This is a genomic window from Enterobacter cloacae complex sp. P2B, from assembly GCF_014895985.1.
Lineage (GTDB): Bacteria > Pseudomonadota > Gammaproteobacteria > Enterobacterales > Enterobacteriaceae > Enterobacter > Enterobacter bugandensis.
This window is the reverse complement of record NZ_JADBQQ010000017.1, coordinates 1-20,407: the sequence shown is the minus strand read 5'-3', so window position 1 is coordinate 20,407 and position 20,407 is coordinate 1. Positions and strand designations below refer to the sequence as shown.

General features: G+C 54.7%; 20 protein-coding genes. 8 read left to right on the top strand and 12 right to left on the bottom strand.

Annotation, left to right across the window (positions count from 1 at the left end; all coding sequences use genetic code 11):
• Window positions 1-20: 20 nt before the first annotated feature.
• The 7 genes from lepB to rseD all read right to left on the bottom strand — a co-directional run bounded on the left by lepB (window position 21) and on the right by rseD (window position 5,760).
• Window positions 21-995: a signal peptidase I gene (gene lepB, locus IM313_RS15175; RefSeq protein ID WP_047364182.1), complete on the bottom strand. Its 975-nt coding sequence runs from the start codon at window positions 993-995 to the stop codon at window positions 21-23.
• A 16-nt stretch (window positions 996-1,011) separates the two neighbouring features.
• Window positions 1,012-2,811, bottom strand: a complete 1,800-nt coding sequence (gene lepA / locus IM313_RS15170; protein ID WP_028014099.1) for a translation elongation factor 4 — start codon at window positions 2,809-2,811, stop codon at window positions 1,012-1,014.
• 185 nt (window positions 2,812-2,996) lie between these two features.
• On the bottom strand, window positions 2,997-3,473 hold the full coding sequence (gene rseC / locus IM313_RS15165; protein WP_192971197.1) for a SoxR-reducing system protein RseC: 477 nt from the start codon (window positions 3,471-3,473) through the stop codon (window positions 2,997-2,999).
• The gene (rseB, locus tag IM313_RS15160) at window positions 3,470-4,423 is read right to left on the bottom strand and encodes a sigma-E factor regulatory protein RseB (protein ID WP_041908666.1); all 954 of its coding nucleotides are present in this window, start codon (window positions 4,421-4,423) and stop codon (window positions 3,470-3,472) included. The genes rseC and rseB overlap by 4 nt, the downstream gene beginning before the upstream one ends.
• The gene (gene rseA / locus IM313_RS15155; protein WP_014832926.1) at window positions 4,423-5,073 is read right to left on the bottom strand and encodes an anti-sigma-E factor RseA; all 651 of its coding nucleotides are present in this window, start codon (window positions 5,071-5,073) and stop codon (window positions 4,423-4,425) included. Before rseA ends, rseB begins: the two co-directional genes overlap by 1 nt.
• A 31-nt stretch (window positions 5,074-5,104) precedes the next feature.
• Window positions 5,105-5,680 (bottom strand): RNA polymerase sigma factor RpoE, encoded by a 576-nt coding sequence (gene rpoE / locus IM313_RS15150; RefSeq protein ID WP_028014102.1) that lies wholly within the window; start codon window positions 5,678-5,680, stop codon window positions 5,105-5,107.
• Window positions 5,677-5,760, bottom strand: a complete 84-nt coding sequence (gene rseD, locus IM313_RS22790; RefSeq protein WP_231940818.1) for a rpoE leader peptide RseD — start codon at window positions 5,758-5,760, stop codon at window positions 5,677-5,679. The genes rpoE and rseD overlap by 4 nt, the downstream gene beginning before the upstream one ends.
• A gap of 343 nt (window positions 5,761-6,103) precedes the next feature.
• Here rseD and nadB point away from each other — a divergent pair, with 343 nt between their 5' ends.
• Window positions 6,104-7,723: an L-aspartate oxidase gene (nadB, locus tag IM313_RS15140; protein ID WP_059358607.1), complete on the top strand. Its 1,620-nt coding sequence runs from the start codon at window positions 6,104-6,106 to the stop codon at window positions 7,721-7,723.
• On the opposite strand, the gene IM313_RS15135 is transcribed toward nadB, so the two are convergent.
• Window positions 7,708-8,445, bottom strand: coding sequence for a tRNA1(Val) (adenine(37)-N6)-methyltransferase (locus tag IM313_RS15135; protein WP_059358610.1), 738 nt, complete (start codon window positions 8,443-8,445; stop codon window positions 7,708-7,710). The genes nadB and IM313_RS15135 overlap by 16 nt on opposite strands.
• Before the next feature lie 132 nt (window positions 8,446-8,577).
• Here IM313_RS15135 and srmB point away from each other — a divergent pair, with 132 nt between their 5' ends.
• Window positions 8,578-9,906, top strand: coding sequence for an ATP-dependent RNA helicase SrmB (gene srmB / locus IM313_RS15130; RefSeq protein WP_041908660.1), 1,329 nt, complete (start codon window positions 8,578-8,580; stop codon window positions 9,904-9,906).
• A 53-nt stretch (window positions 9,907-9,959) separates the two neighbouring features.
• Here srmB and grcA read toward each other — a convergent pair whose 3' ends face one another.
• The gene (gene grcA, locus IM313_RS15125) at window positions 9,960-10,343 is read right to left on the bottom strand and encodes an autonomous glycyl radical cofactor GrcA (RefSeq protein WP_006176733.1); all 384 of its coding nucleotides are present in this window, start codon (window positions 10,341-10,343) and stop codon (window positions 9,960-9,962) included.
• Between the two features lie 314 nt (window positions 10,344-10,657).
• On the opposite strand from grcA, the gene ung reads away from it, so the two are divergent.
• A complete protein-coding gene (gene ung, locus IM313_RS15120; RefSeq protein ID WP_023333064.1) occupies window positions 10,658-11,347 on the top strand; it encodes a uracil-DNA glycosylase in 690 nt (229 codons plus the stop codon).
• Between the two features lie 39 nt (window positions 11,348-11,386).
• Here ung and IM313_RS15115 read toward each other — a convergent pair whose 3' ends face one another.
• Window positions 11,387-12,487: a tRNA/rRNA methyltransferase gene (locus tag IM313_RS15115; RefSeq protein WP_041908658.1), complete on the bottom strand. Its 1,101-nt coding sequence runs from the start codon at window positions 12,485-12,487 to the stop codon at window positions 11,387-11,389.
• A 204-nt stretch (window positions 12,488-12,691) separates the two neighbouring features.
• Here IM313_RS15115 and trxC point away from each other — a divergent pair, with 204 nt between their 5' ends.
• The 5 genes from trxC (at window position 12,692) to IM313_RS15090 (ending at window position 18,413) form a co-directional block, all read left to right on the top strand.
• On the top strand, window positions 12,692-13,111 hold the full coding sequence (gene trxC, locus IM313_RS15110) for a thioredoxin TrxC (protein WP_028014108.1): 420 nt from the start codon (window positions 12,692-12,694) through the stop codon (window positions 13,109-13,111).
• Window positions 13,112-13,180: 69 nt separating this feature from the next.
• Window positions 13,181-13,879, top strand: coding sequence for a tRNA-uridine aminocarboxypropyltransferase (gene tapT / locus IM313_RS15105; protein WP_045260163.1), 699 nt, complete (start codon window positions 13,181-13,183; stop codon window positions 13,877-13,879).
• Window positions 13,880-13,914: 35 nt separating this feature from the next.
• Window positions 13,915-16,578, top strand: a complete 2,664-nt coding sequence (gene pat / locus IM313_RS15100; RefSeq protein WP_048999423.1) for a protein lysine acetyltransferase — start codon at window positions 13,915-13,917, stop codon at window positions 16,576-16,578.
• Between the two features lie 110 nt (window positions 16,579-16,688).
• Window positions 16,689-18,044, top strand: a complete 1,356-nt coding sequence (pssA, locus tag IM313_RS15095) for a CDP-diacylglycerol--serine O-phosphatidyltransferase (protein WP_045260161.1) — start codon at window positions 16,689-16,691, stop codon at window positions 18,042-18,044.
• Between the two features lie 45 nt (window positions 18,045-18,089).
• Window positions 18,090-18,413 (top strand): YfiM family lipoprotein, encoded by a 324-nt coding sequence (locus IM313_RS15090; RefSeq protein WP_045260160.1) that lies wholly within the window; start codon window positions 18,090-18,092, stop codon window positions 18,411-18,413.
• On the opposite strand, the gene IM313_RS15085 is transcribed toward IM313_RS15090, so the two are convergent.
• Together IM313_RS15085 and IM313_RS15080 are read right to left on the bottom strand one after the other, a co-directional pair.
• On the bottom strand, window positions 18,410-19,717 hold the full coding sequence (locus IM313_RS15085; RefSeq protein WP_041908648.1) for an MFS transporter: 1,308 nt from the start codon (window positions 19,715-19,717) through the stop codon (window positions 18,410-18,412). The genes IM313_RS15090 and IM313_RS15085 overlap by 4 nt on opposite strands.
• A 151-nt stretch (window positions 19,718-19,868) precedes the next feature.
• A complete protein-coding gene (locus IM313_RS15080; RefSeq protein WP_045260159.1) occupies window positions 19,869-20,321 on the bottom strand; it encodes a DUF4385 domain-containing protein in 453 nt (150 codons plus the stop codon).
• Window positions 20,322-20,407 lie beyond the last annotated feature (86 nt).

Genomic DNA, 20,407 nt, shown 5'->3' with positions numbered 1-20,407 from the left:
ACGTGTTCTTTTCCTGAGAATTAATGGATTCCGCCAATACGATTCAGGCGCACCCCGGTCGGCCACTCGCCTTCCTGCTTCTCAAAACTCATCCAGATCGCGGTTGCTTTACCCACCAGATTCGCTTCCGGCACAAAGCCCCAGTAACGGCTGTCCGCGGAGTTATCGCGGTTATCGCCCATCATGAAGTAGTGTCCCGGCGGTACGATCCAGCTGGCCAGCTGCTGACCCGGCTGTTTGTAATACATCCCCACTTGGTCCTGCGCGATTGGCACGGTCAGAATGCGGTGAGTGACATCGCCCAGCGTCTCTTTGCGCTCAACCAGACGAATGCCGTTCTCTTTGGTTTCACCTTTTGGCACCTGGAAGAATCCGCTGGTCGCTTCACCGCCGTTACGACGGGCGAAAGTCTGCACGAAATCACTTGGCTCAACGTTTGAGTAGGTGATTGGCAGCGCGTTTTCACACGCGGTACCGGAGCTGCAGCCCGGCTGAACGGTGACTTCCTTCGCAACCGGATCGTAGGTCACTTTATCACCCGGCAGCCCCACCGCGCGCTTAATGTAATCCAGACGCGGATCGTCCGGATATTTAAACACCACGATGTCGCCACGTTTCGGATGCCCCGTTTCGATCAGCGTTTTCTGGTAAATCGGATCTTTAATGCCGTAGGCAAACTTCTCAACCAGAATAAAATCACCGATCAGCAGCGTTGGCATCATTGATCCCGATGGGATCTGGAACGGCTCATAAATAAACGAACGTACCACCAGCACAATCGCCAGCACCGGGAACACCGACGCGCCCGTTTCCAGCCAGCCCGGTTTCGGGCCAACTTTCTTCAGGGTTTTCGCGTCAAGCGCATCGCCAGTCGCTGCCTGCGCGGCAGCCTGACGTTCACGGCGTTTTGGGGCGAAGATAAACTTATCCAGGCACCACAGCAGGCCTGTCACCAGCGTAGCGATGACCAGGATCAGGGCAAACATGTTCGCCATGCCAACTCCTTAAAAGTTATTTGCCGTCTTTACCGACATGAAGAATGGCAAGGAATGCTTCCTGCGGCAGCTCAACGTTACCGACCTGCTTCATACGCTTCTTACCTTCTTTCTGCTTCTGCAGCAGCTTTTTCTTACGGCTGACGTCACCGCCATAGCACTTCGCCAGAACGTTTTTACGCAGCTGCTTCACGGTTGAGCGGGCAATGATGTGGTTACCGATGGCCGCCTGAATCGCAATGTCAAACTGCTGACGCGGGATCAGATCTTTCATCTTCTCAACCAGCTCGCGGCCACGGTACGGCGCATTGTCATTGTGGGTGATGAGCGCCAGCGCATCCACACGCTCGCCGTTGATCAGCACGTCCACGCGCACCATGTTGGAGGCCTGGAAACGCTTGAAGTTGTAATCCAGTGACGCATAGCCACGGGAGGTAGACTTCAGACGGTCGAAGAAGTCGAGTACCACTTCCGCCATAGGGATTTCATAGGTCAGCGCCACCTGGTTACCGTGGTAAACCATGTTGGTCTGCACGCCACGCTTCTCAATACAGAGCGTAATAACGTTCCCCAGGAACTCCTGCGGCAGCAGCATGTGACATTCTGCAATAGGCTCGCGCAGCTCGTGAATGTTGTTCAGCGGCGGCAGCTTGGACGGGCTGTCAACGTAGATCACTTCTTTCGAGGTGGTTTCTACTTCGTAGACTACCGTTGGTGCGGTGGTGATCAGATCCAGATCGTATTCACGCTCCAGACGCTCCTGAATAATCTCCATGTGCAGCAGGCCGAGGAAGCCGCAGCGGAAGCCGAAGCCCAGCGCCGTTGAACTTTCTGGCTCGTAGAACAGGGAGGCATCGTTCAGGCTCAGCTTGCCGAGCGCATCGCGGAAGTTTTCGTAGTCGTCAGAGCTGACCGGGAACAGACCCGCGTAAACCTGCGGTTTCACCTTTTTGAAGCCTGGCAGCGCTTTGTCTGCCGGGTTACGCGCGCCGGTCAGGGTATCGCCTACTGGCGCGCCGAGGATGTCTTTAATCGCGCAGACCAGCCAGCCCACCTCGCCGCATTTCAGCTCGGTACGGTCAACCTGTTTTGGCGTGAAGATACCCAGACGGTCTGCGTTGTAGACCTGTCCGGTACTCATAACCTTGATTTTGTCGCCTTTACGCATGGTGCCGTTTTTGATACGCACCAGAGAGACCACGCCCAGGTAGTTATCGAACCAGGAGTCGATGATCAGCGCCTGCAATGGACCATCCGGGTCGCCTTCCGGGGCCGGAATATCACGTACCAGGCGTTCCAGCACGTCGGTCACACCTACACCGGTTTTCGCGGAGCAGCGTACGGCGTCGGTCGCGTCAATGCCGACAATGTCTTCAATCTCTTCCGCCACGCGCTCAGGATCGGCGGCTGGCAGGTCGATTTTGTTCAGAACCGGCACAACCTCGAGATCCATTTCCATCGCGGTGTAGCAGTTCGCCAGGGTCTGGGCTTCAACGCCCTGCCCGGCATCGACCACCAGCAGCGCACCTTCACAGGCCGCCAGCGAGCGTGATACTTCATAGGAGAAGTCAACGTGGCCTGGGGTGTCGATAAAGTTCAGTTGATAGGTTTCGCCATCAGAAGCTTTATAGTCGAGCGTCACGCTCTGCGCTTTGATGGTGATACCGCGTTCGCGTTCCAGGTCCATGGAGTCCAGTACCTGGGCTGCCATTTCACGATCAGACAGGCCACCGCAAATCTGGATAATACGGTCAGACAGCGTCGACTTACCGTGGTCAATGTGAGCAATGATCGAAAAGTTACGTATGTTCTTCATATAGTTAAATAATTATGCCTTACGAATTCCTGGAGGCCGCTGTTCTTAGCCTGACGTTTTTCAGTGCGAAAACGCAGCATTCTACACTACATACCCGCAACCTGGAAATGCACTTAGAGCCAAGCATAGCGCGAAGAAATGGCGTTTTCTTTTTTGAGATGTAAATAATGATAAAGCCCGGTGGATCACCGGGCCTCAGAAGAGTGCGTCTCGACGCGAAGTTGGTCAGGCGCCAGCGCAACGCTCAGAATAACGGGCTGCCACTCATCGCGCGCGGCGAGCTTCGGTGAGATGCCTTTGGCAATCCAGAATCCCCCTACGCCACCCAAAGCTGCACCGCACATGGCGGCCACGTCGGTACCAAACAGCATCTGAAAAAGGCCGCCCATGACAAACAGCCCCACCAGCGGCGAGAGATAGACCAGCATCGCGGAACTCAGCAGACTGCCTTCCGTAATGCCCAGTTCCACCTTCTGACCCGCCACCAGCGGCTGTTCGCTCGGCACGGAGATCGTATGCGATGTCTGTGGCCCTAACTTATTCAGCACGCGACTGCCACAACCGGCTCGGGATGCGCAGCTATTGCATGAGGCTTTAACATCACAGCTGACCAGCGCAATACCATTCTGCCACGAGACGACGGTCGCCCACTCTTTAATCATTGTGCGGCCCTGAATTTAATGCTGTCTGAAATGCGCTTCGCCGTCTGCGGAGGTAACTCCCCCACAATCGTGATTTCTGCGTTATCGCGAACCGTGGTGCTGACCGTACGACGCCCGGTACGAAGCATTTGTTCAGCGCTGTTTGCCGTTGCGCGGTTGATATTCACCGAGAAGCTGAACAAGCCATCGGAATAGAGGCGTGATTCAACCGGCGTATCAATGGTGGGCAACTGACGACGGCTGCTGGACACTTCGCTAAAGCCTTGCGGTATCCAGGAAGGAACCCAGTTGAAATTAGCGGAGTCCCCTGCAGGAACAGAAAGCAGCGGCGGCAGGCTGGCCTTCGCCAGATTCTGCATGCTGTTGCCAACCTGATTGTTCACGCTGAAGGAGATGACGCGGAACTGTTCAAGCGTCTCGCCGTCGCGGTCGAGCAGGTCCACGCGCATCGGCAGCTTGGTTTCCGCATCAATCCAGACGATATAGCTGTAGCGCGTACCATCGCGCGCAACCACGCGGATCACTTCACACAGCCTGTCTGCAATACGGGTACGCCCTACCGAAATAAAATCATAGTAAGGGGCAAGTCGTTTGAAGTCGGTATAGATAAGCGACGGTAGAGAATCAACGATATAGTCGCCATTCAGCGTGAAAGGCTCCAGACCGGGCTCGAAATAGCTGATTTCGTTGCCACGCTGGACAACTTCCCGACGCGGGCCATCCATCTGTAAAAGCTGGGCGAGCGGCTGGTTATCAAGACGGGCATGGCGATAGCGTAACGACTCGACGCCCTGCTTGTTGATGCTGATAAATGCCAACTCGTAATTGAGTGACTGGCTGGCCAGATTCATTTGCTGCAACAACGCCCCGGATGAAACATCAGCCGAGGCGTTAGCAGAGAAGAACAGGCTACCCGCCATCAGAGACATGGCGAACCAAAGTTGCTTCATTACTGCGATTGCGTTCCTAAAGTTTGGTTTCCGGGCACCTGCACAGCAGCTTGCTGAGTTTGGGCCTGCTCAAACTGAAGCTGTTCAGAGTGCAGACGACGCTGCAACTCATAATCCTGCAACATCGCATTAATGCGACGGCGCTGCTCCTGAACCTGCTGTTGCTGACCGCCGCTGGCGGAGGCATCAGCCGGTACGCCCAGACTTACCGGGCTGGCTTTGCCCATCATCGGCAGTGTGTTAAACACTGGCGCTTCTGGCTGCTGATTAGTTTCAGACTGAGTATTATAGTGCTGGACGCCAACGATAACTGCAAGCGATACGCATGCAGCCACCCCCATTTGGGTGAGCTGGCTGGCCCACGGACGCACTTTTTGCCAGAACGGCATTTTTTGCCACTGGTGCGGTGCGGGTTGCGCTTCAGGAATCAGCGGAGTGGTCTGATGAACAGGCTCATTCTCGATGGCCGCCATCACGCGGGCTGAGATATCGAAATGGAGAACCTCTCCGGTATCACCGCGCAGCGTGTCACGGATGAGATGGTAACTCTCCCAGGTCTCTTGCATTTCGGGAGAATGAGACAGCTCGTTGAGCAGCTCACTATCCAGCGTCTCACCATCCATTAAAGCGGAAAGTTTTTCTTTCTGCATGCCTAATACCTTTTCCAGTATCCCGCTATCGTCAACGCCTGATAAGCGGTTGAACTTTATTATCAATAGCTTCTCGCGCACGGAAAATTCGTGAACGAACCGTGCCGACCGGACAATCCATGATAGCGGCTATCTCTTCATAGCTCAGACCATCAAGCTCCCGTAACGTAATTGCCATGCGTAAATCTTCCGGGAGTGACTCGATCGTGCGAAAAACAATTTGTCTCAGTTCTTCTGACAACATTAAGTTCTCAGGGTTCGAAATTTCTTTCAGCGCACCGCCACTTTCGAAGTTTTCGGCGTCGATAGCGTCTACATCACTGGACGGCGGGCGACGACCCTGAGCAACAAGGTAATTCTTTGCCGTATTGACAGCAATACGGTACAGCCAGGTATAAAAAGCACTATCTCCCCGGAAAGATTCCAGCGCGCGATAGGCCTTAATAAAAGACTCTTGCACCACATCAGGTACATCACCTGACGGTACATAGCGGGAAACCAGACTCGCCACCTTATGCTGGTAGCGCACCACCAGTAGGTTAAAGGCTTTCTGATCTCCCTTCTGGACCCGTTCAACCAGGACCTGGTCCGTTAACTGCTCGCTCATCCGAGGTAATGTCTCCCCAAACCTAAATTCCACGCGTTATCGAAACGCCACTCTATAACTACCGCACTTTGAGCAAGCACCAGCTTAGAGTGTCTGATCTTCAATAAGTTCCGTAACGCCTTTGTTTTTGTTCATCGCGCCGCAGACCGTTCATTTTCTCTCATTATAAGTCTGTTCACGATACGCACCACTTTCTGACAAGAAACATCTTTTTCCCGCCAGAAGAGTAACGCAACACAGGCTTTATTTCACCACAAAATCTGACGCTAACGATCTGCTTCGCAAAATAATTTCATTTATTTACCCTTCGTTTACCCCTGCCTGCGCGTTTAGTCATTGCAACTTCCCTTAAAAAAAACGTGCGATATTTCGCATTCAGGTGCTATTCTGCCCCAACACTGTTTAGTAAATTAAACAAAAATCATGAACACAACACCTGAACTTCATTGTGATGTACTGATCATCGGCAGCGGCGCTGCCGGTCTCTCTCTGGCGCTGCGTCTGGCTGAACATCAGAACGTTATCGTTCTGAGCAAAGGCCCGATAAGTGAAGGCTCCACATTTTATGCTCAGGGCGGCATTGCCGCAGTATTTGACGAGACCGACAGCATTGCGTCACATGTGGAAGATACGCTGATTGCCGGGGCCGGGATCGTGGATGCGCACGCGGCAGAGTTTGTCGCCAGCAATGCCCGCCATTGTGTTCAGTGGCTTATCGATCAGGGTGTTTTATTCGATACTCAGGTTCAGCCCAACGGTGAAGAGAGCTACCACTTAACGCGTGAAGGCGGCCATAGCCACCGCCGCATCCTGCACGCCGCGGATGCTACCGGAAAAGAAGTGGAAACCACGCTGGTCAGCAAAGCGCTGAACCATCCTAACATCCGGGTCCTTGAGCGGAGCAACGCGGTTGATCTGATCATTTCCGACAAGATAGGCCTGCCCGGTACGCGTCGCGTGGTGGGAGCGTGGGTCTGGAACCGTAATAAAGAGAAGGTGGAAACCTGTCAGGCGAAGGCTGTGGTGTTGGCTACAGGTGGCGCCTCTAAGGTGTATCAGTACACCACTAATCCGGATATCGCTTCCGGGGACGGTATCGCTATGGCCTGGCGCGCCGGCTGCCGCGTGGCGAATCTCGAATTTAATCAGTTTCACCCCACCGCCCTGTTCCACCCTCAGGCGCGAAATTTCCTGCTGACGGAAGCCCTGCGCGGCGAAGGGGCTTATCTAAAACGCCCTGACGGTACCCGCTTTATGCCGGACTTTGACGCCCGCGGTGAACTGGCGCCGCGTGATATTGTTGCCCGCGCCATCGACCACGAAATGAAGCGCCTTGGCGTGGACTGCATGTATCTCGATATCAGCCATAAGCCGGCAGAATTCATTCGCCAGCATTTCCCGATGATTTACGAAAAGCTGCTCAATCTTGGCATTGATTTAACACGCGATCCGGTGCCCATTGTGCCAGCCGCCCACTATACCTGCGGCGGCGTGATGGTTGACGATCACGGACGCACTGATGTAGACGGTCTGTATGCTATTGGTGAGGTCAGCTATACCGGGCTACACGGCGCGAACCGTATGGCGTCTAACTCGCTGCTTGAATGTCTGGTGTACGGCTGGTCAGCGGCGGAGGACATCACGAAGCGCATGCCTTACGCCCGTGAAACAGAGCGTTTACCGGCCTGGGATGAAAGCCGCGTGGAGAACCCGGACGAGCTGGTGGTGATCCAGCACAACTGGCACGAGCTACGGCTGTTTATGTGGGACTACGTTGGGATTGTGCGCACCACGAAACGTCTGGAACGCGCGTTGCGCCGCATTACGATGCTGCAGCAGGAAATTGATGAATATTATGCCCATTTCCGCGTCTCCAATAATCTGCTGGAGCTGCGCAATCTGGTGCAGGTTGCCGAGCTGATTGTTCGCTGCGCGATGTTGCGTAAAGAGAGCCGGGGTTTGCACTACACACTCGACTACCCGGATCGGCTTGCTGAGTCCGGCCCGTCGATACTTGCCCCGCAGGTTTACATAAACAAATAAAACGCCTGGGTCAGAGCCGTGTAATCTTCGGAATAACGCTGGTCTGGCCCACGGATCACCATACGGTCATTAAAACACTCACCCTCTTTTGGCGAAAGCGCCAGCAGCACGCGGTGCGGCAATCGGCTTTCCGTATCTGAGATGTCAGTTCGCAAACGTAACGTCCAGCCGATCTCCTGCGCGGTAGCGATAAACGTGTTGCCCGTACTTTCTGGCAGCACCACGCAGAAAAAGCCCTCTTCTGAGATAAGTTCAGCCGCGTTGACGAGCAGCGCTTTGTGATCGAGTGAACCGGTATAGCGCGCCTGTTCACGCTCCGGTGTACCGCACTCCACGCCGGGCTCGTAGTAAGGGGGGTTGCTGACGATAAGATCGTAACGCGCCGTCTGCTCTGGCGCCCAGGCAAGCACGTCCGCGCACTTAACGGTTATCCGGTCAGCCCAGGGTGACTCGGCCGCGTTTTCACCCGCCTGCCCTGCGGCCTGCGCATCCAGCTCAACGGCATCAATAGTGACATGCTCTTCAGTACGCTGCGCCAGCATCAAGGCCACCAGCCCGCTGCCGGTACCGATATCAAGAATACGCTTAACACCTGCGACAGGTGCCCATGCTCCCAGTAAAATGCCGTCTGTACCGACTTTCATGGCACAGCGATCGTGAGCGACAAAGAATTGTTTAAACGTAAAACCATCGCGGCGCAGCTGCGCTTTGAGTTGAGACATGTCAGGGCAACCTTCTAAGTGAAACTGGAGTAGCATAGGGGAAAGCGAAGTGGCCGCAAAGCGATATCCATACAAACAGATGAAGATTACAGCCGTAACGTCTATAATCAGCGCCCCACACAGAGGTAGAACATGACTGTAACGACTTTTTCCGAACTTGAACTCGATGAAAGCCTGCTCAATGCTCTTGAGAGCAAAGGCTTTACACGCCCGACCGCCATTCAGGCAGCGGCCATTCCGCCTGCGCTTGAGGGCCGCGATGTGCTCGGTTCTGCGCCAACCGGCACGGGGAAGACAGCAGCCTATTTGCTGCCTGTGTTGCAGCACCTGCTCGACTTTCCACGTAAAAAATCTGGCCCGCCGCGTATTTTGATCCTGACGCCTACGCGCGAGCTGGCCATGCAGGTTGCCGATCACGCGCGTGAACTCGCAGCGAATACGCATCTGGATATCGCCACCATCACCGGCGGCGTTGCGTATATGAACCACGCCGAAGTGTTCAGCGAAAACCAGGACATCGTCGTCGCGACGACGGGCCGCCTGCTGCAGTATATTAAAGAAGAAAACTTCGACTGCCGCGCGGTAGAAACGCTGATCCTCGACGAAGCGGACCGCATGCTGGACATGGGCTTTGCGCAGGATATCGAGCATATTGCAGGTGAAACGCGCTGGCGTAACCAGACGATGCTGTTCTCTGCCACCCTTGAAGGGGATGCGATTAAAGACTTCGCAGAGCGTCTGCTGGAAGATCCGGTGGAAGTCTCTGCGACGCCATCTACGCGAGAGCGTAAAAAGATCCACCAGTGGTATTACCGTGCGGACAACCTTGAGCATAAGGTTGAGCTGCTCAAGCACCTGCTGAAGCAGGAAGACGCCACCCGCACTATCGTGTTTGTGCGTAAGCGCGAGCGCGTGCACGAGCTGGCTGAAATGCTGCGCAACGCCGGGATCAACAACTGCTATCTTGAAGGTGAGATGGCGCAGATCAAGCGTACCGAAGGCATTAAGCGCCTGACCGATGGCCGCGTTAACGTGCTGGTCGCAACAGACGTTGCCGCCCGCGGGATCGACATCCCTGACGTGAGCCACGTCATTAACTTCGATATGCCGCGCAGCGGAGATACCTACCTGCACCGCATTGGCCGTACCGGTCGCGCGGGTCGCAAAGGGATTGCAATTTCACTGGTTGAAGCGCATGACTACCTGCTGCTGCAGAAAATTGGCCGCTATGTTGACGAGCCGCTGAAAGCGCGCGTTATTGATGGCTTGCGCCCAACCACACGTGCGCCGAGTGAAAAAATGACGGGTAAACCGTCCAAGAAAGCGCTCGCGAAACGTGCTGAGAGAAAAGAGAAAGAAAAAGAGAAGCCGCGCGTGAAGCAGCGCCACCGCGATACCAAAAACATTGGTAAGCGTCGTAAGCCAAGCGCTGCCGCGCAGGAAACGAAGACTGAAGAGTAAGAAAAAGCCGGGGTAATCCCCGGCTTTTTTGTTCCCCCCCCGTGGCTGAAGCCTTACAGGCTTTCAGTAAAGGTACGGGCGATAACGTCGCGCTGCTGTTCTGGAGTCAGTGAGTTAAAGCGAACCGCATAACCAGACACGCGGATAGTCAGCTGTGGGTATTTTTCCGGGTGCTCAACGGCATCCATCAGCGTTTCGCGGCGCAGCACGTTAACGTTCAGGTGCTGACCCCCTTCAACGCGCACTTCCGGCTGCACTTCCATTGGGATTTCACGGTATTCGATTTCGCCCAGTTTATTCACCGGTACGATTTCATCTTCAGCAAAACCCGCTTTCGCAACCACACAGCGCGCTTCATTTTTCTCGCTGTCCAGCAGCCAGAAAGAGTTGAGCAGATCGTCATTTGCCGCTTTGGTAATCTGGATACCTGTAATCATGTGTTGCCTCCCTTAGGCTACATTAACTGATGCTGGCCTTACGCGGCCAATTGGTAAAACCATTGTTTCTTGTGAGTATATATATCATTCACACCACGGCGATTTATTGATTTAAATCAACAAAAACACCAACCACATAAAGTGTGTGGTTTGAATTTATTGCTTTAGATCAATTTCATACCCCCATCAACTCAACTTAATCTGCATCATTTCAAAATAAATTTAACGACTTAGCACGCATTTCAGCGCGTAATTTTGCTCACAAGCGTTAAACAGGTAAGCTAGTGACAGATTGAGATTCGCAGGAGAGCGACATGACGACACCTTTAACCTGGCATGACGTGCTGGCAGAAGAAAAGCAGCAGCCTTATTTTATCAATACGCTCAGTACCGTTGCCGCTGAGCGTCAGTCCGGGCAAACGATTTATCCGCCGCAAAAAGATGTATTCAACGCGTTTCGCTATACCGAGTTGAGCGATGTGAAAGTCGTCATTCTGGGCCAGGATCCTTATCACGGCCCTGGGCAGGCGCACGGGCTGGCATTTTCCGTACGCCCAGGCGTGGCGATCCCCCCTTCTCTGCTCAACATGTATAAAGAGCTTGAGGGAACCGTGCCCGGGTTTACCCGCCCCAACCACGGTTATCTGGAAAGCTGGGCGCGCCAGGGCGTGCTGTTATTGAACACGGTGCTCACCGTACGGGCGGGCCAGGCGCACTCGCACGCCAGCCTAGGGTGGGAAACCTTTACCGATAAAGTTATCAGCCTTATCAACGAGCATCGTGAAGGGGTCGTGTTTTTACTCTGGGGTTCTCACGCGCAGAAGAAAGGGGCAATTATCGATCGTCAGCGTCATCACGTGTTGAAGGCACCGCACCCGTCACCGCTTTCTGCCCATCGCGGTTTCTTTGGCAGTAATCATTTTGTTCTGGCAAATGAATGGCTGGAAAAACGTGGCGAAACGCCAATTGACTGGATGCCTGTGTTACCGGCAGAGAGCGAGTAGGGTTTGAATGTGCCGGGTCAGGCCCGGCACATAAGAGGCTTATGCCTTATTCTGACGCCACCACTCGGCCAGCAGCACGCCGGTCGCAACGGATACGTTCAGACTTTCCACATTGCCCGTCCCGTCGATGGAGACGCTCAGATCCGAACTGGAGAGCGCCGCATCAGACAGACCATCGCGTTCCTGACCCAACACCAGCACCATCTTGCGCGGCAGCGTCGCTTTAAACAGCGGCGTACCGGCATGGCTGGATGTGGTCACGATGGAATAGCCCGCTTTACGGAACTGCTCGAGGGCATCCAGAACGCTGTCGCCGGTGATCGGCTGAACGTGCTCGGCTCCGCCTTCCGCAGTACGGATCGCGGCGCCGGATTCCAGCAGCGCGGCATCCTGCAGCAGCACGCCCTTCACGCCAAAATGCGCGCAGCTGCGCATCATTGCGCCCAGGTTGTGCGGGTTGCCCACGTCTTCCAGCGCCAGCACGCAGTCATCGGCATCTGCCTGGCTGACCCACTGCTGAACTGTCGTGCCGTTACGTTTTTTAATCAGGAAGCAGACGCCGCCGTGGTGCTCGGTACCGGACGCTTTTGTCAGTTCAGCATCATCAACCACGTGGTAGGCTTTGCGGTTCGCCGCCATCCAGCGCAGCGCTTCTTTGAAGCGCGGGGTTACGCTCTGGATAAACCAGGCGCGGACGATACACTCAGGACGGCTCTGGAACAGCGCCTGGCAGGCGTTCTCGCCATATACGCGGGTCTCTTCCGCGCGCTGACGACGCAGCACTTCCGGGTCGATAAAGCTTTTACCGCTGATACCGCCGTGATCGGCTTTTTCCGGCGTCTCATCGCCTGGGGCGCGAGAAACGGTGCGCCACGGAGAGGCGTTATCACGTGAGAAGTCATCACGCGGACGGTCATCGCGCTTGCGATCGTCACGCTTGCGGTCATCACGTTTGCGGTCATCACCGCGGTTATTTCTGTCATCGCGGGCGGGGCGACGGCCACCGTCTGCACGAGAGGACGCTGGACGCCCGCCACCTTTTCCGGTACGCGGATTTTGGGTGCGTTTATCAGAGTCATCATCACTGCGGACATACATCACTTTGACCTTGCCGCTTTTGTTTTTCATTTCGTCGTTCATGCTTTTCTCCACCAGCGCTGCGCGAAGCGCGCAGATTACCCGATGTGCCAGCGCATAGCCATAATTTCGTACAAAAGCCTGTGACTATTGTTCCCATTGAATAAAACGCATTGTCGTTTCATACAGGCTCACTGATAATATGTAACATATCAGAAACATTATCGGCGTTCTGCCGCTGTCCCACGGCTCTATCAGAGGTTAGTTATGAATACCGTATGTGCCAACTGTCAGGCTTTAAACCGCATTCCGGACGATCGGATGGATGACGGTGCGAAATGCGGACGTTGTGGCCATGAATTGTTTGATGGCGATGTCATTAACGCGACGGGTGCTACGCTGGACAAACTCCTCAAGGACGATCTCCCGGTGGTGGTCGATTTCTGGGCGCCATGGTGCGGTCCGTGCCGCAGCTTCGCGCCAATCTTCGAAGATGTGGCCGAAGAGCGCAGCGGAAAAATGCGGTTCGTTAAGGTTAATACCGAGGCCGAACGCGAGCTAAGCGCACGTTTTCGTATTCGCAGTATCCCGACCATCATGATTTTCAAAAATGGTGAAGTGATCGATATGCTCAACGGTGCGGTTCCAAAAGCACCTTTTGATAGCTGGTTAAACGAATCGCTGTAACATTCCCGGGGCACACCTTGTGCCCCGTTCCCGCCTCTGCGAAAATAGGGTTTTTCCTCCATTTCGCCCATGACTGATAACGCTGTCCTTAAATTACGCGCCGAACGCCTTGCGCGCGCGACTCGCCCCTTTCTTGCTCGTGGCAATCGCATACGTCGCTGTCAGCGCTGCCTGCTGCCGCTAAAGGTGTGTCTGTGCGAGACGCTGGCCCCAAGTACTGCGGAGAGCCGCTTTTGTCTGGTCATGTTCGATACCGAGCCGATGAAGCCCAGTAATACGGGGCGTCTTATTGCCGATATTCTGCCGGATACCGCCGCGTTTCAGTGGTCGCGCACTGAGCCACCTCAGGCTCTGCTCGACCTGGTGGCAAGCCCGGACTACCAGCCGATGGTGGTTTTCCCGGCATCTTATGCGGGAGAACAGCGTCAGGTCCTCACCGCGCCGCCATCAGGGAAACCACCGCTGTTTATTATGCTGGACGGTACCTGGACCGAAGCGCGGAAAATGTTTCGCAAAAGCCCTTACCTCGACGCTCTGCCGGTTATTTCTGTCGATCTTTCCCGCGTCTCGGCCTACCGCCTGCGCGAAGCGCATGCTGACGGGCAATACTGCACTGCCGAAGTAGCTATTGCGCTACTGGATTTAGCAGGAGATACCGCTGCAGCTGGTGCCCTGGGCAACCATTTCTCATGCTTCCGGGAGCGCTATCTGGCGGGAAAAACCGTTCATAAGGGCAGCATCACAGCAACGGAGACAGAAAGCGTTTAAAATCATCAGGTCGCTTGCATTCACAGGAGGCCTGCATGAGCCAGAGAGGGTTAGAAGCGCTACTCCGTCCTAAATCCATTGCCGTCATCGGCGCATCAATGAAACCGGATCGTGCAGGCTATCTGATGATGCGCAACCTTCTGGCCGGAGGATTTAACGGTCCCGTTATGCCCGTCACGCCGTCTTATAAGGCCGTTCAGGGCGTGCTTGCCTGGCCGGACGTGGAGAGCCTGCCTTTCGTACCGGATCTCGCCGTTCTGTGTACAAACGCCAAACGCAATCCGGAACTGCTGGAGTCACTCGGCAAGAAAGGGTGTAAAACCTGCATTATTCTCTCGTCTCCGCCTGAACAGCAGCCCGAACTGCTGGCCTGCGCCAGCCGCTATCAGATGCGCATTCTCGGGCCGAACAGCCTGGGTCTGCTCGCGCCCTGGCAGGGGCTGAACGCCAGCTTCTCCCCGGTGCCGATCCGTAAAGGCAAGCTGGCGTTTATCTCGCAGTCGGCTGCGGTCTCAAACACCATCCTTGACTGGGCGCAGCAGCGTGAAATGGGATTCTCCTACTTCATTGCTCTGGGCGACAGCCTGGATATTGATGTTGACGAACTGCTGGATTTCCTGGCGCGTGACAGCAAAACCAGCGCAATCCTCCTTTATCTTGAGCACCTGAGCGACGCCCGTCGTTTTGTTTCCGCTTCGCGTAGCGCATCGCGCAATAAACCGATCCTCGTTATCAAAAGCGGTCGCAGCCCTGCGGCGCAGCGTCTGCTGCAGTCTCATTCCGGTATGGATCCGGCATGGGATGCTGCCATTCAGCGCGCGGGGTTGCTGCGGGTGCAGGATACACACGAGCTTTTTTCCGCCGTTGAGACGTTGAGCCACATGCGTCCGCTGCGCGGCGAGAAGTTAATGATTGTCAGCAATGGCGCGGCCCCTGCCGCGCTGGCGCTGGATGAGCTTTGGCTGCGTAACGGCAAGCTGGCCACGCTGGGTGAAGAGACGCTGCAACGCCTCAGAGAGGCGCTTCCGGCAAGCGTGACGCCTGGCAATCCGCTTGATTTGCGCGATGATGCCAGCAGCGATCGCTATATCAGAGCAATCTCCATATTGCTGGACAGCCAGGATTTCGATGCGCTAATGATTATCCACTCCCCCAGCGCGGCCGCGCCGGGCAGTGAAAGCGCGCGGGCGCTGATTGAGGCGGTACGAAATCATCCGCGCGGCAAATATGTCACCCTGCTGACCAACTGGTGCGGTGAGTTTTCCTCTCAGGAGGCGCGACGCTTGTTCAGTGAAGCCGGACTGCCAACCTACCGCACGCCGGAAGGCACCATCACGGCATTTATGCATATGGTGGAATATCGCCGCAACCAGAAACAGCTGCGTGAGACACCGGCTTTGCCCGGAAACCTGACGGCGAACACCGTCGACGTTCATCGGCTGTTACAGCAGGCCATTGAAGAAGGCGCGACCTCGCTTGATACGCATGAAGTGCAGCCCATACTGGGCAGCTACGGGATGCAAACTCTGCCAACCTGGATCGCCAGCGACAGCGCTGAGGCCGTACATATAGCCGAACAGATTGGCTACCCGGTCGCCCTGAAGCTTCGTTCCCCCGATATCCCGCATAAGTCGGACGTTCAGGGGGTCATGTTGTACCTGCGTACGGCAACGGAGGTGCAGCAGGCAGCTGATGCCATTTTCGATCGCGTCAAAATGGCCTGGCCGCAGGCTCGGATCCACGGACTGCTGGTGCAAAGCATGGCTAACCGCGCGGGCGCCCAGGAACTGCGGGTGGTGGTTGAACACGATCCTGTCTTCGGCCCGCTCATTATGCTGGGGGAAGGCGGCGTTGAGTGGCGTCCAGAGGAACAGGCCGCGGTGGCGCTACCGCCGCTGAACATGAATCTGGCGCGCTATCTGATCATTCAGGCGATTAAAAGCAAAAAGATCCGGGGCCGCAGCGCCCTGCGTCCGCTCGATATTGCCGGGTTGAGTCAGTTCCTGGTGCAGGTGTCTAACCTGGTTGTAGATTGTGCGGAGATCCAGCGGCTGGATATCCATCCGCTGCTCGCCTCCGGCACTGAGTTTACGGCGCTGGACGTAACGCTGGATATCGCGCCATTTGAAGGGGACAGAGAGAGTCGCCTGGCGATCCGTCCGTATCCTCTGCAGCTGGAGGAGTGGGTCGAGATGAAGAATGGGGAACGCGCCCTGTTCCGCCCTATTCTGCCGGAAGATGAACCGCAGCTGCGTACCTTTATTTCTCAGGTTACGAAAGAAGATCTCTATTATCGCTACTTTAGCGAAATCAACGAATTTACCCACGATGATTTAGCCAATATGACCCAAATCGACTACGATCGAGAGATGGCGTTTGTGGCCGTTCGACGTTCCGATCGGGGCGATGAGATCCTCGGCGTGACGCGCGCAATTTCTGACCCGGATAACATTGACGCGGAATTTGCTGTGCTGGTGCGCTCCGATCTTAAAGGCCTGGGTCTGGGCAGACGACTGCTGGAAAAACTCATCAGTTATACGCGAGATCACGGATTGTTACGCCTGAATGGCATTACTATGCCGAACAATCGCGGTATGGTGACCCTGGCGCGAAAACTCGGATTTGACGTTGATATTCAGCTGGACGAAGGTATTGTCGCCTTATCCCTCGGCCTGACACCGGCAGACAAACCCGAGTAAGCTACTGGAAATGTTACCCACTTTGGACGGGACTGGTGGTATCATTGTCCGCTTATGTTGTTTGCATGGTACAGACAACCCTTCAATGAACAGAGAAGAAACGCACTGTGATGTTGTCAAAATTTAAGCGTAATAAACATCAACAACACCTTGCTCAACTACCGAAGATTTCTCAGTCAGTTGATGATGTAGAGTTCTTTTACGCTCCCGCTCATTTTCGGGAGACGCTTCTGGAAAAGATTGCCAGTGCCACGCGACGCATTTGCATTGTGGCCCTGTATCTTGAACAAGATGAAGGCGGGCGCGCGATCCTGAACGCGCTCTATGAAGCCAAGCGTCTGCGTCCGGAACTGGATGTTCGCGTGCTGGTTGACTGGCATCGCGCCCAGCGTGGCCGTATTGGCGCGGCCGCTTCAAACACCAATGCAGACTGGTATTGCCGCACGGCGCAGGAAAATCCTGGCGTCGATGTACCTGTTTATGGCGTCCCGGTGAATACCCGCGAAGCGCTCGGTGTCCTTCATTTTAAAGGGTTCATCATCGATGACAGCGTGCTTTACAGCGGCGCAAGCCTCAATGATGTCTACCTTCATCAGCTCGATAAATATCGCTATGACCGCTACCATCTGATCCGTAATCCTCAGATGGCCGATATCATGTTTAACTGGGTTGATAAAAACCTGGTACATGGCCGTGGCGTTAATCGCCTTGACGATCCCGAGCGCCCTAAGAGCCCGGAAATCAAAAACGATGTTCGCGCCTTCCGCCAGGAGCTGCGCGATGCTGTTTACCATTTTCAGGGCGACGCTAACAACGAAGAGTTATCCGTTACCCCGCTGGTTGGGCTTGGCAAATCAAGCCTGCTGAATAAAACGATTTTCCATCTGATGCCGTGCGCGGAGCAAAAGCTCACCATCTGTACGCCGTACTTTAACCTTCCTGCCGTGCTGGTGCGTAATATCATTCAGCTGCTGCGCGATGGTAAAAAAGTGGAAATTATCGTTGGGGATAAAACGGCGAACGACTTCTTCATACCTGAAGATCAGCCGTTCAAAATCATCGGTGCGCTGCCTTATCTTTATGAAATTAACCTGCGCCGCTTCCTGAGCCGTTTACAGTATTACGTAAACACTGACCAGTTGGTTGTGCGTCTGTGGAAAGATGAAGACAACAGTTACCATCTGAAAGGTATGTGGGTCGACGATGAGTGGATGCTGCTGACCGGTAACAACCTGAACCCGCGCGCGTGGAGACTGGATCTGGAAAACGCGATCCTGATCCATGACCCGCAGCATGAGTTAGCCGCACAGCGTGAGCGTGAACTGGAGTTGATTCGCACGCACACCACGGTGGTTAATCATTACCGCGAGCTGCAGAGCATTGCCGATTATCCGGTGAAAGTTCGCAAGCTGATTCGCCGCTTGCGTCGTATCCGTATTGACCGACTTATCAGCCGAATTCTGTAATGTCCAGGCCCTGTTACCCGCAGGGCTTTTTTATGGAGCCCGTTGATGCGTATTCCTCTGTTACTGAGCGCTTTCTTTCTGACTGGCTGCAGTCATATGGCCAATGATAGCTGGTCCGGTCAGGACAAAGCACAACACTTCCTCGCTTCCGCTATGCTGTCTGCAGCCGGTAATGAGTACGCGCAGCATCAGGGATACAGCCGGGACCGTAGCGCGGCGATAGGGTTGATGTTCTCAGTGGGCCTTGGGGCATCAAAAGAACTATGGGATAGCCGCCCCGCAGGGAGCGGCTGGAGCTGGAAAGATTTCGCCTGGGACGTAGCCGGCGCAACAACCGGCTACGCCGTCTGGCAGATGGCACATTATTAAAGGCGGATACCTTTTCCTTTGCGATGCAGCATCAGCGAGACAATAAACGCCAGCGCTCCCATTACGGTGACATACCAGAAGAAGGTCGTTTCACTGCCCCACGACTTAAGCGATAGCGCGACATACTCTGCCGAACCGCCAAACAGGGCATTCGCGACCGCATAAGAGAGGCCAACACCCAGCGCCCTCACCTGTGCGGGAAACATTTCCGCTTTCAAAATGCCGCTGATTGCCGTGTAAAAACTGATAATAATGAGTGCCACCATGATCAGCGCGAAAGCGGCATACGGCGACGTTGTCTGCTGTAGCGCAGTCAAAAGCGGAACGGTACCCAGGGTGAGCATGCCGCCAAAGATCAGCATGGAGGTGCGGCGACCTATTTTGTCCGACAGCGCGCCGACAATCGGCTGGATAAGCATAAAGACGAGTAACGCCACCGTCATGACGACGCTCGCAACGTTTGCATGCATGCCCGTGGTGTTAACCAGATATTTTTGCATATAGGTGGTAAAGGTATAGAAACTTAGCGAGCCCGCGGCGGTAAAACCTAACACCATCAAAAATGCTTTGCGGTTTCGCCAGAGCCCCTTCATCGAGCCCGCCTCTTTCAGCGCCCTGACCTCCTGTTGAGAGGTTTCATCAAGCTGACGGCGTAGCCACAGGGCGACAACCGCCAGGGCAGCGCCCATAGCAAACGGGATGCGCCAGCCCCAGGCGTGCAGATCTTCATCGCTAAGGATTTGTTGCAGGATCACCACAACCAGTAATGCCAGCAGCTGTCCGCCAATGAGGGTCACATACTGGAATGATGCATAGAAACCTTTTCGGCCTTCAACCGCCACTTCGCTCATGTATGTCGCACTGGTGCCGTATTCCCCACCGACCGACAGCCCCTGGAACAGACGTGCCAGCAGCAGCAACGCTGGTGCCCATGTTCCGATAGTGTCATATCCGGGCAGGCAGGCAATCACCAGCGAGCCGACGCACATCATGCATACGGAGATGAGCATGGAGGTCTTGCGCCCTTTTCTGTCTGCGATCCTGCCGAACAGCCATCCACCGATCGGGCGCATCAGGAACCCGGCGGCAAAAACGCCTGCGGTTTGCAGAAGCTGAGTGGTGGTATTCCCGGACGGGAAAAAGATATGCGCAAAGTAGAGTGAACAGAATGAATAGACGTAAAAGTCAAACCACTCTACGAGGTTCCCCGAGGAGGCCCCAACGATTGCCCAAACCCGACGACGGGTATCCTTACCTGCCAAATTGGTGTTATCCGTATCTGCACTGGCTACGGTTTCTGTCATTTTAAAATCCCCTGTCTCACATTGCGGGCCATTGCCCACAAACAGTAAAACCGGATTTAAAACGAATCGTTAGGTAAATAAAATGTTTCCAATATGTTTCATTACGTTTTGTGAACTCGATCAGGTCTCGAATTATTAGCGGACGTAGCAATTATCCCCACTTCTGCTGATGCGCCTTTTTTCGCTGCAAATAATCTTCATCTGCACGAATTTTATCCCACCACTTTTTGAAGACCGCGGCGGCTTCGGCTTTTACGGGATCGCAATCCAGCGGTTTGACCTGGCGCTTCTCATCGTACTTTTTACCGCCTTTATGATTGGCGTATCGCCTGGCGCGCGTATAGCCCATCTGAATGAATTTACGCGCCATATCCATACCCACAAAGTCGTTTTGCTGACGATATTCTTCAAACAGGGCGTAAATTTCTTTTGCCGATCGCGCTGCAACTTCAGCATCTTTGTATCGCCAGTGCGGAAGGATCTCGCTTTTGTAAGGTTCCACCATGAGCACACCCTGCTCTCCCCGCCCCACCTGATACAGCTCTGCATGGTCACGGAAATTAATATTGGCAAAATCTTGTTGGTAATTAAAGGGACGTGTCAAAGCGGCACCATTGTAAAAATCGTTTTAACAATTGTAGGCACGGTCAGTCGGTGCCGCCACCTGGTATTTCCGGCGCACAAAGCAAA